The organism is Enterococcus sp. AZ050 (assembly GCF_051715085.1).
GTDB classification, from domain to species: Bacteria; Bacillota; Bacilli; order Lactobacillales; family Enterococcaceae; genus Enterococcus; species Enterococcus faecalis.
Genome location: NZ_JBIOTC010000001.1, coordinates 2,454,240 through 2,470,223, shown reverse-complemented (window position 1 = coordinate 2,470,223; position 15,984 = coordinate 2,454,240). Strand labels below are relative to the sequence as shown.

Here is a 15,984-nt window from a genome sequence, read left to right as displayed (position 1 = left end):
CTCCTTTTTAAACATCATATTGAAGAGAATTAATTCCATCCCCTAAAAATTCTGAAGCGTTGTTAAATTCGGCAGGATCATATTTGGTATAGGAAACTTGTAATGTCAAAGTAATATTTCTTAAGGTTTCAGAATGGGCAAATTTCTCTTGAGCTTGTTGTTTGAATTCTTTTCTAGTGGTGTATCCGTCATCCCCATCGCGGAAAATTAATAACGCCCAAGTCGGCGGTGTGCCGTCGATAAAGTATGGTAAGAAGCGATCATCCGTTGTCTCTTTAATCGCCGCTGTCACGATTTGTAGCAATTCATTCTTTTGTTCAGGACTTAATAAGTTACGAATACTTTCCCAATAGGCCACTCGGATCACGACTAAATATAACGGCGCTTCATAACGTGTAGAAATGTCAGAAAATAAATCGAATCCTTCTTCATACATTTTTGCTGTTCTTAAATTAGTTACTGCATCTAACGCATTTAACCGTGAAGTTTCTTTACGTAAGCGAATATTTTCTTCTTCAATCGTACGAATTTGATAAGTCACTGCATAGATTGTTAAACAGTAGAGCGGCGGCATGATTAGCCAAAATAATGAGCCATAGCTAAACAAATCATGATAGACATACTGATATACAACATAGGTCAATTGTAGAAAAATAAATATAAGCGAAAATGTTAACCCCGCTGTAATTCCTACAAAATAGGTAACAATAATTAAGATAACTGAAATTAATAGACAACTTAAGTCCACAAAGAAATCATTCGTTCCTAAGGCCATAAAGATGGTTGTGCCGACAACCAAAACAATTCCTACCAACAAAGTTAAATCCAAAAGCAAGGTCACTCGTTTTTGATTCACTCTATTCCCCACCTTTCAAATTCTTCTTCACGATGAAGAACGCACTTAATCCAATAATGGTCATACCAATTAAGAAGACAAATAGATAAATCATTAATTTATGATTATTGACAATTCGTTTACCTAATGATTCGTTGCTAACGTTGCTTACACGTTTTTTGAAACGATAATCATAGCGACGATAGTTCGGATCGACCACAATGGCATCTCCTTTGTACATAGAAGTATTCTTCTCTGTATTCACTTGTGTAGAGGCTAAAAAGACACCTTGTGATTTAGCTCCCGTTAAGATTAACGCCGCGGCTTTCGCATTATATGGAGAAAACATTAGCTGCGCCGTACCGATTTGTTTGCCATAATCTTTTTCAATGCTTAGTTTCTCGTTTGAAACAAAACGTGTGAAGTCCTTATCATAATGGAAATATAACTGATCGTTTAACTTACGAATCATCGGATTATCCTTAGGCGTACCAAAAATAATCAAGTTATGATTTTCTAATGCCGCATTTTTAGGCGCTTTTTTATAATACGTAATCTCACCGACATTACTTTCGGCATAATTACCAATTAAGTTAAATAAATTGGTCAACACTTTAAAATAGTTGTCGTCCATTTTTTCTGGTAATAAAATCGCTAAATCAGCAAAAGAACGGCTTCTGATAAAAATGTTCGGATAGTTGTTAAATAATATGTCATTCAGTTCTTCTGTTTGAATAAATGCATTCGAATTATTTTCAATAAAGGCCCATGGAGTCTGACCATTTCGTAAAACTTCTGGTGATTTAACATTCAAATCAAAAGCAACTTTTAAAACAAAACTATCAGCAATTTCTAAGTTCTTTGGAAATTCGAGATTTAATTCATCACCGTTCGCACGAGCAGCGGTTAATTTCTTGCTGCCAATTGGTTTATCATTGGCGTAAACCGTCACTAAAGAAGAATCAAAATCTAAGTTTTCAGCGTATTTAAAATGTAAATGCACGCGACTTCCATTGGCATTGTTTCGATCCACTGGTAAATTGACAAAGTACGTTTGTTCTTGGTGATAGGCCCCTTCTAGCTTGTCCCCCGTTGAGGTTAATGGATAATTTCCATCAAATTCTAAAGTTGAACTAAACGTATCGGTATTCTCATCAACTGTTGTCTCTTCTTTATCTGTTTGGGTCATTAATTCATAGTTGGCTAAATAACGTCCCGCACGAACAAGTAAGTCCTCATCTTTAGAAGTAGCTACTAAAACATGCTTATCTGGTTGATTGAAAAATTTTAAGACAGCCTGGTCCTCCACGCGTTTGCTATCAATTTGACTTTTATACTGATCTGGTAATTTATCATAGCTGGCAATAATCAACTGATAGGGTGCTGACTGTTCTTTGTTCAAAGAAGCCATTGGCAACAATTCTTCTGAGGTAGTAATCAAACGAGCAGCACCAGCTAACGCATGGGTCGCTGCAGCTAATTCTTTTTCCGATGCATTTTCTGGTGTCAAAATAACACTGTGTTTATTCGCAATCGTGTCTGCTCCCACAAAATGATTATAAAAAGAATGAATCGTATTCTCTGGTAATTGTAAATCGTATTGGAAGTTTACGTTAGATCCTTCATACATCGTTAACCAATTTGCCGGAGTTTCAATTAAATTATACATGTCGTTTCCTGCCTGATTAATAATTTGGCCTTCAACAGTCAATGTATTTGTCTCTTTAATCAGTTCCAAAGGGATTTCAATCGTCTTTTGTTGAATACCAGTCGTATTTTCAGGACGCCAAGAATAAAACTTCACACCATTCACTGCCACAGTTAAATCTGAGGTCTGATTATTTTTTAATTGTGTGATTTGGTAGGTCATATTGAATGATGCTTTTTTTACGTCCCAATAATCAATTTTTGTAAAATACATGGTGCTACGGACAGAAGTACCTGTTAAAGAGATTGTTTTATTTTGAAAAGGTTGTGTAAAGGTATGGTTGTCTTGTTCTTTGTTTTCGGCGTATACGGTCGGACTTGCGACACCAATCAGAATTGACAGAAAGAACAACCCTATTAAAGTGACTGTTTTTTGTTTCATTGCACGTTTCCTCCTTATTTAAATCGTTCAGTTTTGTACCATTTTGTTTGTGTTTGTTTATGAAAAACATTTTCTTTAATATACATCACCATGCCATAAGCGGCGACTACTAGCCACATCTGACTGTATGTAATATACATCAAGGCAATAATTAAGATATTCTCTAAAGTCATTTCGCCTTTTTCGGTCGTAATACTGACAAAAGTACTGAAAATAAATAACAAAATCGCTAACAACCACAAGGAATTGCTAAATCCTTGCAAGGTCGTTGTTAAGTAACCAGACATTGATAAAACTAACATGATGTCTGACAAAACGAGCGATGTCATTAAGAGAAAATAAATGGACAAGAAATATAAAATATCAAAACGGATCCGACTCGCTTTAGGATTAAACAATAATTTAGCATTTTTAACAATAACATAAATATTGCCTTTGACCCATCGCGTCCGTTGTCGGAACCAAACTGACAAAGTTTGCGGCTCTTGCTCCCACGTCACTGCTTTTGGTTGAAACTTAATTTTATAGCCCATCATATAGATGCGAAAACTGATTTCTGTATCTTCGGCTAACGCTTTGTCATCCCAGCCGCCAATGGCTTCAATAATACTACGACGAACAATGAAATTTGTGCCAGGAATCGTGCATAACTTAAATAATTGAAAACGACCGGCTTGTGCCATCCATTGAAAGGCAAGTGTTTCGATATTAATAAAGCGTGTCAACAAGCTTGCATTGCGATTTCTCGTTCTAAATTTACCAATAACCGCGCCGTATTCCTCACTAGCGATTAACTCTCCAACTAAATAACGGAGTGCATTCGGTTCAGGTGTATTGTCCGCATCATAAATGGCAATCACGTCCCCCTTGGCTTGCTTGAAACCAATGTTTAAGGCATTAGACTTACCTTTCCCACCTGTTATATTGTCTGTATTAATAATCTGCAAATTTCGATTAACCGCCTTTTTTTGGACGTTCGCTAAAAGCTCAGCACTATTATCACTTGAGTTGTCATTAATCACAATAATTTCATAGCGATCTTGCGGATAATTAAAATTCAATAACGCTTCAACTGTCCGCACAATGACAATTCCTTCATTATGGGCCGGCACCATAATTGAAACAAACGGCGCGTCTTCGTCCTCTACAGGTGGTGGTGCGACAGGATCTGTTTTTAAATAATAAACATAGCCAAAAATAACTAAGAGAATATTTACAATTAGTAGACTCCAAATAATGATAGTTGCTGTTAACATTACAATGTCAGCAATGGTCATTTGTCTTCCTCCTTATTAATATATTTCGACCGATAATTCTTTCGTCCAATCATAAACAAAATAATCAGGATGATTAAAGTCAGCGTGACAACGCCAATCAAAATATTGTTTGTGATACTGAAAAAGAATGAAAATAACCCTGTAAATCGTTGTTTTTCAACTGTTGAGGCCCCTGTATCAGCCAAACCATTGACAATTTGATTGTTTAAGAAGAACCGATTATTCCGAAATTCGATTTTCTGCGTTTGTGTTTGAACAGTGAAATGTTGATCCGCTTCTGAAACACTAAACACTATTGGTGCTTCCTTGACTTCTTGAATTAGATGATCCACTTCTTTTTTAGAATTTGGAAATGAAAAACTAATGGTGGTCGGCATTGGAAATCGATAGTCATTCGGATTATCTTTATCCGTCCATTCAATCCCCGATAAATAATCATACGGTAAATCAAACATAGCATTCTTATAAGTGATTGATTCTCCCGTTTGGTTCCGATAAAAAACGCGTTCAATCGGCGGATTTTCTCTTAGAATCACTGTATCACTAATTGCTAGACCATCCTCTTGGTATTGAAGGTCTTGATTCCAGTATCCTGGAGCAGAAATGCCTACTGGATAGACATGTCTGTCGACCAATAAACTAATCTGCTGCTCCATCAATTGTTTCAAGGCACGTTGGTCATTTAAATCAACATTGTTAACGACCGGTGTTTCTAAGAAAATAACCCCCGTCGAAGCAAACGCACGTAACGCATTCGTAAATAGTTTATAAGGTAAAATCGTATTGTTTTGTGAAACGCTCGTACTGGATAAAATATAAGGATACGTGGTTTTAACTAATTCTTCTTGCAAATAGGTTGCCACAGACATATCTCTTAACGGGTTAAAATCAGAAATCGTCAAAAACGGCCGTGACATTTTTTCACTTTCCAGCCATTGACTAATTACGTCCAAGCTTTCTAAAAAAACAGCGCCTTTGCGTTCAAACATTGGGAGAAAAGCATGCCCATTCTCAATTACACCAAATGGATATTCTTCTGGTGCTAATTCTTGTGTTTTTAATCGACCAACTGTCTGACCTTGCGTATTTTCCAGCACAACTGATTGATCTTGAAAAGGCAATACTTGAGAAAAGCGTTTTTTTTCATCTTCTAACCGATATTGACGATGACTTAATTCTTTCCATGTACCGCTAAAATATTGTTTTTCATCGTCACGCATGTTTCGACCAATGTGTAATTGTTTGCCTTTAAAATGAACTCGATCCGCTAGAAAATCAGAGGCAATAACGCCGGCTTGTTCAGGCCAATTCACCATAGAAATCAAACTGTCATAGCCATCATTTAGCAATTCGCCAGGCACATAGTCTGACACCGCCACACTCTGAACTTCTACTCCAAAACTCGTCAACACTCGTTGTAAAGCATCCACATCATTTTCTTTTTTCCCGGCAATATTCAAGCTGTCATAGACAAGTAAGACATGTTTACTTGGTGCAGCCAGCGCCGGTTTGGCAAAGCCACAAAAAACGAAAAAGAGGAAGAAACACACCCAGCCAATAAGATATTGTTTATTTTTCAATTCCCTCTACCTCCCCAATGACTTGTGGTGTTGTATCTTGCCACATTCGTTTACCAATAACATCAGAAACAATTTGTAACAAGAGAAAATCTAAAAATACTGAGACTAAAAACAAATGACGTACTAAGTCACTATCCCCATCAATAATAATTGTTGAAATGAAAACAACTAATAAATTAAGATAAATCCCTGTCATTAAAAAGAAGCGAAAAACTAATCTGGGTTCGTTTCTCTTGAGTCCTCTGTATAAACCAACGCCATATAAACCAAACAGAATCACGCCTAATAATAGATAGAAAGCAAAGTTTTTAGGGAAAAAACTGGCTTTAATACGGTTATACACCATAAAAAATTTAGATTGTTCCAGCGGTGCACGCCCCGTTGTTTTCTCAAAATTCCCCACATTATTAGGCTTTACTAAGTAAACATTTGGGACCGCTGAATTCAGTCCTTGCCATAATTCAGATGGATAATTTAAATAATTCAATAACACCCATCCAAAACTCGTTTTATCAAAAAAATCTTTTTTCATTTGTTCAGAAGTTGGTGATACAGGACTGTATTCTTCAAAGTAGGAACGTCCCTTTTGCAACCCATATTGCGGGTTGATTCCGCCCTCTGACATCCGTTTATCTGGAACCTTACTATCCTTCATTACACCGCGCGTCATACTGTGGTAGACATCACGTTCATAGATATCGTTAGGAACGATAAAAGCTGCTAACGTTGTAAAACCAATCAACGCAATTAAAAAGGCCGTCATTGACAATCGTTGGTAACGTTGTGACAAGTAGACAAAAAATCCTAATCCAGCAATAATTACGCCAATAATCAGCAAATATTCTTGGCGTGTTGTTCCTATTAAAAGTACTACTGCTTGTGCCAAGATAACCAAAACTATTCTTCTGAGCCAAGTTCGTGGTTTCGTCACCCGATAAAAATAGACTGAAAATGCTAAGACACTCACAGAAAGTAAAAAACTCGTCGCTTCTGTATAAAAGGAATTAAAATAAATCGTATAGGAGGTATCCCCCAAGATGAAAATAACCAACAAGGAGATAAGATAACTTTTTTTCAAAGATACGCCTTCGGTTAAGCCTCGTACCAGAATATAAATTGACACTAAAAAACAACTAAGATAAACGAAACCTAAGAAACGAATATCGAAAAGTGTTTGACTATAAAAAAGTTTATTAAGCCAAATGGCAACGGTAATGAAAAATTGTTGAGTGGAAACAAAGTGCGTCGTTGTTTCATTAAAATAACGCATAATTGAAAAGTCCTTAACAAAATAGGCCACATTGTCGTAGCTATCGCCATTGACACGATAAAGACTATTTGAATTTAACACACGAAAATACTCGCCATTATCTCCCAAGCCATTAATCGGATAAACAAATAACAAAATGCTTGTCACTAACCCAATCCCTAAAACGGCCAAAAGACTTGGAGAAATATAACGACTCAACCATTTAAAAGCCGAGTTCATGTGTTTTTTGATCTTTTCCATGCTTTCACCTCACCTAGAAATCATAGGCCAAAAGAGCCATTAAGTTATTATAGGAATAGACTTGTTTCGTAACTTTATCACCAAATCCTCCATAAATCGGACTGCTTGAATCCATAATTTGAAAATTATTAAGTACTGTAATTGCCGCACGATACAACTCTTTGTCATTTTCGGCAACACCAATTAAAGCCGCTATCGCATAACTAGCTGCAGATTGATTTTTATCCACGGGCGATCCATTTAAATCATACGAGTTAAAAAGCGTCCCTTGCTGAACTTGTTTTCGCACAAAATCAATACTAGTCTGCTTCGCCATACCCACTTCACTTAAATGAACAATCGTTAATAAAGATTCAATAATATTAAGTGTTCCGTTGTTTTCGTATTTATTTGTTTGATGATTAAACTTCGTTTGATAAAGAGGTAAATCATCAGAAATATAGCCATCGTCTATTAATTGGTAATGATACTGCAAGTAGTCTGCTGAAATCCCAAATTCTTTGTATAAATAACCCAGCGTAATTAAGTCAATATAAAACAAAGAAGTTTCTGAAGACTGTTGTTTTGATTTACTATCGTAAAAATCAATTAGAATATTATCTTTCATAGAGGTTTCCATAAAACTCTTGCCTAATTTTTTAATTTCTTGATCGTACTGATCTGTTTTAAAATGCCCCCCTGCTTCAATTAATGAACGAATGATCCGTAAATCATCAATCGAGGCATTGACATTGTATTTATTGCCTTGCTCGTCAATTCGGTAACTAAATTGGACGCCGTCGTAAAAGGTGTCTTTCGTCTGCTTGTAAAAATTATCAAAACGTCCCTGCGTATCAAAAGCTAAATTACGCAAATATAGACCCGAAGACTCACTTAGCAACTCATGTCCTGTGGCGACATCTTTGCGTTCAGCATCTGGTAAATAATTGGTTAAAAAGCCGCCGTCTGTTTTGAGCCGGGTTTCAATAAAAAACTTCAACAAATCTTTGCGCTCAGCTGTTTCTTTTGTGTGAAATTCATGTTTTGTTAAAAAATGTTGTTTGTCTGTCGACATTAAGCGTTGAATTTTTGGATTCACTTTTTCCACCTCTACTTTATAGGATTTTTCTCTAAACAAAAGAAAATATCCTCCCAGAAGCACCACGAATACCCCAATAAAAATCCAAAGTTTTCTCTTCATTGTTACGCCTCTTTTCCTCACTTCTTTATTGTCAGTGTACACAAAAGTACTTGTTTTTGCTATACTTACGCTACCTCTTCAAGCGCAAGAAAAAAAGCAATCCATAAAAATAAAAGGATTGCTTTAACCGTTTCGTCGATCATTTCCTGTCATCGTAATCTCTTTTGACAGATAACGCACACGTTCCATAATTCGTCTGGCTTTTAGCGGCTCTTGTTCTCCTCGTTGCGTCACGGTTAAATGCTCTTCTAAAGCTTTTAAATCTAGATTGGAAGAGAAAAAAGTAACTAATTGTTCTTGCATTCGGTATTGCAAGATTACGCTTAAAACGTCGTCACGAATCCAACTAGTCATGGATTCCGCACCAATGTCATCAATCATTAATATAGGGGATTTTTTTACTGCATCGAGCTTTTCACCAACTTGATCGCGACCAATGGCTTGCTTCATTTCTACTGTAAATGTTGGAAAATGAACAATTGTCGTAGTAAATCCACGTTCTGCTAAAGCATTAGCCATCGCACCTAATAAGAAAGATTTTCCTACACCGAAGGGGCCTTGTAAATAGAGCCCTTTATGAAATTCTTTTGGTGTCGCAGGATATTCTCTTAAAAATTGCATTGCTTCTGCTAACGCTTTGGCTCGACCTTGAGAAGATGGATCGAAATCTCGTAAATTTGCTTCTCGGACATCTTTTGGCATGTCCATTGCCCTTACTCGATTACGAATTTCTTCTTCCTTCTGACGGGCGATTAAATCAGCCGTTGGGACATATGTTACATCAATGTAATGAAAATTCAACATTAATCTTGGCTCATAGCCGGGGGCAATCATTGCCGGATCGTTTAATTGAAATTTCTTTTTTTCTTGAACAAATTCATACAGCTTAGCATAACTTTTACGAATATCTTCATCGGTTAAACGCTCTCGGTTTGCTTGTATAAAGGCTTGAACATCTTGATCTTTCAATACTTCGTTAACTAGCTCTTCATATCGTTCATTGATGTCACGCTTCTGGATAATTTTTGACATTTCTTTTCCTACGTCTTCCATCATTGGTCACCTCCTTGGTTTAAAAATTCTTGAATTTGTCGATCTAACTCGGCTTGTTCTTCTGGGGAAAGTTTTGTTTCATCGTTTGGCTGATCGGCCCATTCTGGCAATCGCTCTTGTCGAACAGTTTGGCGTTTCCCTGAATAATTTTGTTGTCGCTGTTTTTGTTTGGTTTGGCTTTGTTTAGCCAATTCTCTGACATGTTCAATTGCTTTTTCTGGTGAATGAATGCCACTTTGTCCCCATTCATTCGCAATTCGATTCACATACTCCGCTTTTAAAGTCGGTTGTTGTTGAATATTGTAAACATAGTTAATCAAAATATTAATCACACTAGTCGGTAAGCCTGATTTAGCAACCAAATATTTCACTAATGAACGTTCTTGTGGTGTCGTATAGCCGCCTCGACTATTTTTTAAAGCTTCTAAATATTGAATAGGCGGATTCTTTTCACTATCCATAATCATTTGAATATCCAGTTCAGAAAAACCATTCATTTTTAATGCGTTATATCGATACGTTTGTTGCTCTTCCACCGTCAATTGTACTTGCTTGTTTGTCACTATGTTTGTTGGTTGTGGTTTTTTATCAGGATCAAACGCTTGATGAATCGTTCGCACTAATTCCTTAGGCAAAATTCGACTTGTATAATAGTCAAATGATTTCGAAGCAAAGTCTACCATATCTAACTCATTGATGCCATATAATTGATGAAAAACATAGACTTCTTCTTGAAAACTAGCCTCATCTTCAGGCAATTGTAAACCTAAGCGGTGCAAACCTTCCACAAAATAGTGCCAATCAAAAGAATCTGTTGATACAGAAATTTTCTTCGCTTTTTCTTGTTGAGAAAAAGTTTCTTGAATCGTTGTCAATCGGTTCGCTTCGGAAACAATTTGTTCTTCTTTAAAGGCATAAACCTCTTGAAAGCTAGCGGAAACATTTTGATAGCCCTCTGTTTTGGTAGGATGCGGTTGGAACTTTTGCACTAATTGATCAAATTTCCGTTGTCCAACCCGATTAAATAACACTAAAGCTAACACTTCATCTTTAAAAAAACGAGCGGCTGTTTCAGGTGCTTTTAAATAATATAAATAACAATCTCCTAATTCCCGATTTGTTTTTTTATACGTTTCTAGCAACCCAATGCCTTCTAATTTGTAGCAAGCTTCTTCTAATTGTTGACAACTCAAGTCCAGCAAACTAATTAAATCTGCATGAAACAGCGAGCCATTCTCCTCTGAGTCTGTTGTTTCAGATAACAAAAGCCAATATAAACTAAACGCATTGGCGCCGACAATTGGTTGATATAAAAAGGTTAAAACCTCTTTCTCTTGATCAGAAAGCGGTGAATCAATAACCGCTTGAAAAATATTTTTTGGTTGGATTCTTTGCCGATTTCCTTTCAAAGAAAGACCTCCTTTTTAATTTTCTGAGTCAGGAGAAGAAGATTTTGCTTTGTCGACAATGTCCTGTAACTCTTTCAAAAACACGCTCATATCTTTGAATTGTCGATAAACACTCGCAAAGCGGATGTAGGCAATTTCATCTAGATTGACTAAATCTTCCATCACATATTCACCGATAAGCGTTGTAGAGACTTCATTTTCCCCTAAACTACGCACTCGATTTTCAACATTATCGACAATTTGAACCATTTGTTCCATAGCAACAGGTCTTTTTTCCGCAGAGCGAATGAGCCCACGCAAAATTTTATCACGATTAAATTCTTCACGATCCCCATTTTTCTTGATTACAAGTAATGGCGCCGCTTCAATTCTTTCAAATGTAGTGAACCGATAACTGCAATTTTCACATTCACGACGACGGCGAATTGCACGTCCATCATCTGCTTGACGGCTATCAATAACACGGGAATTATTATGATGACATCTTGGACAACGCATAACGTTCACCTCTTCTATTCTGTATAATTTTTGTTGCCTATATTATAACATGAAATTGCGCTATTACTAGGTCTTTAGAACTGGTTCTTAGTTGAATCTTTGCCATTCTTTAATAAAAACAAAGACTTTCACTGTTTTTTCTGAAATTTTCAAAACATTTTACGCCATTTAAAAAATATTCACTTCTTTCCAGTTTGTTTCTCTAGCCACTTCTTCACTTGCTGTTCCGTTTCTTCTCTAGTTCCTTGGTTATCAAACACGATATCTGCTCGTTCTTTTTTCATTTCAATCGGCCATTGGCTAGCAATTCGTTGTTGCACTTCTTCTTCTGTTAATTGGTTTCGGGCCATCAGACGCTCTTTTTGAATCTTTTCTGGTACATATACCACAGCAACTTGATCCATGATCGCCTCATAATGAGCTTCATAAAGCAGAGGAATATCAACAATAACCAGGGCGGCTTTCTTTTTAGCTTCTTCAATTTGACGTAAAATTTCTTTTCTTAAAAAAGGTTTCAGCGTTTCATTTAACAGCTCTCTTTTTTGAGGACTAGCGAAAATTAATTGTCCTAACTTTTTCCGATCCAATTCACCAGTTGTTAATACTATTTCTGGTCCGAAAGTTTCAACGATTGCGGCTAAGGCTGGTTGCCCTTTTGCAACAATTTCTCGGGCGATAATGTCGCCGTCAACAATTGGATAACCCGCTTTTTTAAAAAGAGCAACAACCGTACTTTTACCTGTCGCAATCCCTCCTGTAATGCCTAAAACTTTTGTCATTTCAATCGACGACCTTTCAATTGTTGGCATTGTGGACAATAATGCGTACCACGTTGTGCCACTTTTGTTTTAACAATTGGCGTACCACAACGATTGCAAGGTAAGCCTGTTTGCCCATAGACATTCAACGCTACTTGAAAAGTCCCTGCTTCTCCTAACGCGTTTAGATAGGTGCGGATAGTGGTTCCACCTGCTTCAACAGCGCGTGCCAAGACATCAATGATTGCTTGATACAACGTAGCAACTTCCGCAGGCTTTAAGAAATCTTCTGGTTGCTCTGGATGGATTTGCGCTTGCCAAAGTGCTTCATCTACGTAAATATTCCCCAAGCCCGTCACTAGCTTTTGATCTAACAGTAATGGCTTAATTGCCTTATGATGCTTTTTCAATCCTTGTTGAAAAGCAGCTAATTGAAAAACGTCTGGTGTTGGCTCTGGGCCCAAAGCTAAAATCCCTTTATATTGATGACCTTGATTCTTAGGAACCAATGTCATACGGCCAAATTTCCGTACATCTAAATAACGTAATTGCGTGCCATCTGTAAAAGTAAACATTACATGGGTATGTTTGGCAATTTCATCATCAGCCTGATGAAACTCATATTTTCCTTCCATCCGTAAGTGAGAAATCATATCATTATCAGACAATTTAAAAATCAGAAATTTTCCTCTTCGCTCAATCCCTTCAATCGTTTGACCAGCTAATTGACCTTGAAATACATCAACTTCTGGTGATTCAATAATTCTTGGCCAAAAAACAATGACTTCTTGAATGGTTTTTCCTACAACAAGTTTTTCAAGTCCTTTTCGCACTGTTTCTACTTCTGGTAATTCTGGCATTATTTTTGCTCCTTTATATAAAGAGGTCTGAACGCTTAGATATCAACGTCCAGATCCTACTTATCCTTATTTTATTCATCGTTCTTAATGGGTAAGCTATTATTTTGCTTCATACCATGTTTTTCCCCAACTGCTATCGGTAATAAGTGGCACATGTAAGGAAACTGCGTGCTCCATCACTTCTTTGACGAGTTGATTTAATTGTTCTAATTCTGATTCTGGTACTTCAAAAACTAATTCATCGTGCACTTGTAATAACATTGTCGCTTGTAATTTTTCTTCTTTTAAACGACGCGCCATTTCAATCATCGCAATTTTTAAAATATCTGCGGCACTTCCCTGAATCGGTGTATTAATCGCTGTACGTTCAGCGAACGAACGTAGATTAAAGTTTCTTGAATTAATATCACTTAAATAACGACGGCGATGATACAATGTTTCCACATAGCCTTTGTCTTTGGCATCGCGGACTATCTCTTCCATATACTGCTTCACGCCTGGATATTTTTCAAAATAGGTGTCAATATATTGTTGTGCTTGCTTCCTAGTAATGCCTAAGTTTTGGGACAAGCCATAATCACTGATACCATAGACAATTCCAAAATTCACTGCTTTAGCTTGACGACGCATGTTAGGTGTGACATCTTCTGCTTTTTCAACACCGAAAACTCGCATTGCAGTGCTGGCATGGATATCTTGTCCTTCCACAAACGCTTCTTTTAAATGCTCATCATTAGAAATATGCGCGAGCACACGTAACTCAATTTGAGAGTAATCAGAAGAGAAAATCAACCAATTATCCTCTCTTGGTACGAAGGCTTCTCTAATTTTTCGGCCTTCTTCTAAACGGATAGGAATGTTTTGTAAATTGGGATCTACTGAGCTTAATCGTCCTGTTTGTGTCAGTGTTTGTACATACCGAGTATGAATTTTATTATCTGGCTGAATTACTTTTAAGAGTCCTTCAACATAGGTCGATTGAATTTTGGCAATTTGACGATAAGTTAAAATATCTGCCACAATTGGTGCTTGTTCTTTTAGTTGTTCTAAAACATCTACCGCTGTTGAATAGCCGGTTTTCGTCTTTTTGATCACAGGTAAGCCCATTTTTTCAAATAAAATAACGCCTAATTGTTTAGGTGAATTCAAATTAAATTCTTCGCCAGCTTCTGCATAGATTTTTTCTTCGATTTCTTTCAGACGTTCTGAAAATTCTACTTGCATTTCTTTTAAGCGCGTGGCATCAACACGGATACCAGTTATTTCCATATCGCCTAAAATACGAGAAAGTGGTAATTCCATTTTATAGAATAAATCAGCTTGATTCTTTTCTGTTAATTCGCTATCTAATTTGCTTGTTAAAAATTGAATTGCTTTAATCTTACGTGCTAAATGACCAAAGAAAACTTCTTCGTCCTCTGGCAAGCCTTTTTTGGCCCCTTTTCCATAAATCGCTTCATCAGATTGAATCGCATCATATCCGTAATGTTGTGCTACGCCTTCAATATCAGCGTTATTGTCATTGGTATCAAGTAAATAAGCAGCCAATAAAACATCAAAGGCAATTCCTGTCATTTTTCCTACATAGCGATTTAGTGCAACGTACGTCCGTTTTGCATCATAGACATTTTTTTTACGTGTCTCATCCATCAACCAGTCGATAAATGGCTGACTTTCAAAAACAGCTAAATTATTCGTGGTATAAATCTTCTTGTTATTGCCCCAAGCAAGGCCGACAATCGGTGACGTATGATAGTTATCTGCCATCATCTCAACATAAAGAGCCATATCGTCTGTAAACATTTCATTGGTTAACTGATCTTCAACTACTTCAAATAAAATATCTTCCATTTCAACAGGTTCTTCTGTAATGTCCAACTTAGCTAAAAATTGTTTAAAGTCCATTTCTTTATAAAAAGGAACCAATTTTTCTAAGTTCTTCCCTTCATATGCCAAGTCTTCCACATTGACTTCGACTGGTGCATTGACTTCAATTGTCGCTAAACGTTTAGAAAGAAAGGCTTGCTCTTTATCATTAATCAAGTTTTCTTTCATTTTGCTTTTTTTCATTTCATCGATATTCTCATAAACCCCTTCAACTGAGCCATATTGTTTTAACAGCTTAATCGCGGTTTTCTCACCGATTTTCGTTACACCTGGAATGTTATCCGACGTGTCGCCAGCCAACCCTTTCATATCAATAATTTGCTTAGGCGTTAACCCATCATATTTTTCAGCAATATGCTCAGGCGTATATGATTCAATATCGCTAACTCCTTTAACAGTGATATCTACTTTGACAGTGTCCGTCGCTAATTGTGTCAAATCTCGGTCCCCTGATAACACGACAACATCAAATTCATCTTTATCAACTTTGTTGGCTAATGTACCAATAATATCATCTGCTTCATAGTTAGGTAGTTCATAATATTTTACGCCTAAACCTTCTAAAAGTTCACGAATATACGGCATTTGTTCTTTAAATTCCCCCGGTGTTTTTGAACGTCCGGCTTTATATTCTGAATAAAATTCTGTTCTGAATGTGGTTTTCCCTGCATCAAAAGCGACTAAAACATGAGTAGGCATTTCTTTTTGCATTACATTTTCAAACATATTGTTAAATGCATAAATAGCATTTGTATGCAAGCCGTTCTTATTTTTGAATCGTTCTAATGAGTTATGTAGCGCAAAAAATGCACGAAAGGCTACACTGTTTCCATCAACGAGTAATAATTTTTTTTTGGTCATTTTTTTCCCCTCATCTTTAGCAAACTAGTTTCCTTTCTATTTTAACAAAAAACTACAGAATTTGCAGTAGACGGCGATTGCAGAATGAAAGAAAAAGGTATTTGACATAGTTCCTTAGTGACAACTATATCAAATACCAAAATCAATCAGCAATACACGCTGGATCTTCACAAGTATGAGAATCTTT

12 protein-coding genes are annotated in these 15,984 nt (G+C 36.6%); all 12 read right to left on the bottom strand.

All coding sequences use genetic code 11. The features are described from left to right. Positions 1 to 7: 7 nt before the first annotated feature. The 12 genes from IGJ04_RS11960 to polA all read right to left on the bottom strand — a co-directional run bounded on the left by IGJ04_RS11960 (position 8) and on the right by polA (position 15,797). Positions 8 to 868 (bottom strand): hypothetical protein, encoded by an 861-nt coding sequence (locus IGJ04_RS11960; RefSeq protein WP_002385041.1) that lies wholly within the window; start codon positions 866 to 868, stop codon positions 8 to 10. Further along, positions 858 to 2,924, bottom strand: a complete 2,067-nt coding sequence (locus tag IGJ04_RS11955; RefSeq protein ID WP_438840245.1) for a cellulose biosynthesis cyclic di-GMP-binding regulatory protein BcsB — start codon at positions 2,922 to 2,924, stop codon at positions 858 to 860. The genes IGJ04_RS11960 and IGJ04_RS11955 overlap by 11 nt, the downstream gene beginning before the upstream one ends. 14 nt (positions 2,925 to 2,938) lie before the next feature. Beyond that, positions 2,939 to 4,201: a glycosyltransferase gene (locus IGJ04_RS11950; protein ID WP_002355764.1), complete on the bottom strand. Its 1,263-nt coding sequence runs from the start codon at positions 4,199 to 4,201 to the stop codon at positions 2,939 to 2,941. Continuing rightward, entirely contained in the window at positions 4,198 to 5,781 is a 1,584-nt protein-coding gene (locus IGJ04_RS11945) for a hypothetical protein (protein WP_438840244.1), read from the bottom strand. Before IGJ04_RS11945 ends, IGJ04_RS11950 begins: the two co-directional genes overlap by 4 nt. Beyond that, positions 5,771 to 7,291 (bottom strand): glycan biosynthesis hexose transferase WsfD, encoded by a 1,521-nt coding sequence (gene wsfD / locus IGJ04_RS11940; RefSeq protein ID WP_192189359.1) that lies wholly within the window; start codon positions 7,289 to 7,291, stop codon positions 5,771 to 5,773. Before wsfD ends, IGJ04_RS11945 begins: the two co-directional genes overlap by 11 nt. A gap of 13 nt (positions 7,292 to 7,304) precedes the next feature. Beyond that, positions 7,305 to 8,513 (bottom strand): hypothetical protein, encoded by a 1,209-nt coding sequence (locus IGJ04_RS11935; protein ID WP_002390400.1) that lies wholly within the window; start codon positions 8,511 to 8,513, stop codon positions 7,305 to 7,307. Between the two features lie 81 nt (positions 8,514 to 8,594). Continuing rightward, positions 8,595 to 9,524, bottom strand: coding sequence for a primosomal protein DnaI (gene dnaI / locus IGJ04_RS11930; RefSeq protein WP_002355760.1), 930 nt, complete (start codon positions 9,522 to 9,524; stop codon positions 8,595 to 8,597). After that, the gene (locus IGJ04_RS11925) at positions 9,524 to 10,933 is read right to left on the bottom strand and encodes a replication initiation and membrane attachment family protein (protein WP_085406567.1); all 1,410 of its coding nucleotides are present in this window, start codon (positions 10,931 to 10,933) and stop codon (positions 9,524 to 9,526) included. Before IGJ04_RS11925 ends, dnaI begins: the two co-directional genes overlap by 1 nt. Before the next feature lie 15 nt (positions 10,934 to 10,948). Next, the gene (gene nrdR / locus IGJ04_RS11920) at positions 10,949 to 11,431 is read right to left on the bottom strand and encodes a transcriptional regulator NrdR (protein ID WP_002381296.1); all 483 of its coding nucleotides are present in this window, start codon (positions 11,429 to 11,431) and stop codon (positions 10,949 to 10,951) included. 179 nt (positions 11,432 to 11,610) lie between these two features. Beyond that, on the bottom strand, positions 11,611 to 12,210 hold the full coding sequence (coaE, locus tag IGJ04_RS11915) for a dephospho-CoA kinase (RefSeq protein ID WP_438840243.1): 600 nt from the start codon (positions 12,208 to 12,210) through the stop codon (positions 11,611 to 11,613). Beyond that, positions 12,207 to 13,049, bottom strand: a complete 843-nt coding sequence (gene mutM, locus IGJ04_RS11910; RefSeq protein WP_438840242.1) for a DNA-formamidopyrimidine glycosylase — start codon at positions 13,047 to 13,049, stop codon at positions 12,207 to 12,209. Before mutM ends, coaE begins: the two co-directional genes overlap by 4 nt. 99 nt (positions 13,050 to 13,148) lie before the next feature. Continuing rightward, positions 13,149 to 15,797 carry a DNA polymerase I gene (gene polA / locus IGJ04_RS11905; protein ID WP_010828604.1) on the bottom strand — a complete coding sequence of 883 codons (2,649 nt, stop codon included), beginning with the start codon at positions 15,795 to 15,797 and terminating at the stop codon, positions 13,149 to 13,151. Positions 15,798 to 15,984 lie beyond the last annotated feature (187 nt).

Coding starts and splice junctions, on each gene's coding strand:
- IGJ04_RS11955 (WP_438840245.1), bottom strand. CDS start 2,924: ATGAAACAAAAAACAGTCACTTTAATAGGGTTGTTCTTTCTGTCAATT.
- IGJ04_RS11950 (WP_002355764.1), bottom strand. CDS start 4,201: ATGACCATTGCTGACATTGTAATGTTAACAGCAACTATCATTATTTGG.
- wsfD (WP_192189359.1), bottom strand. CDS start 7,291: ATGGAAAAGATCAAAAAACACATGAACTCGGCTTTTAAATGGTTGAGT.
- dnaI (WP_002355760.1), bottom strand. CDS start 9,524: ATGGAAGACGTAGGAAAAGAAATGTCAAAAATTATCCAGAAGCGTGAC.
- nrdR (WP_002381296.1), bottom strand. CDS start 11,431: ATGCGTTGTCCAAGATGTCATCATAATAATTCCCGTGTTATTGATAGC.
- coaE (WP_438840243.1), bottom strand. CDS start 12,210: ATGACAAAAGTTTTAGGCATTACAGGAGGGATTGCGACAGGTAAAAGT.
- mutM (WP_438840242.1), bottom strand. CDS start 13,049: ATGCCAGAATTACCAGAAGTAGAAACAGTGCGAAAAGGACTTGAAAAA.
- polA (WP_010828604.1), bottom strand. CDS start 15,797: ATGACCAAAAAAAAATTATTACTCGTTGATGGAAACAGTGTAGCCTTT.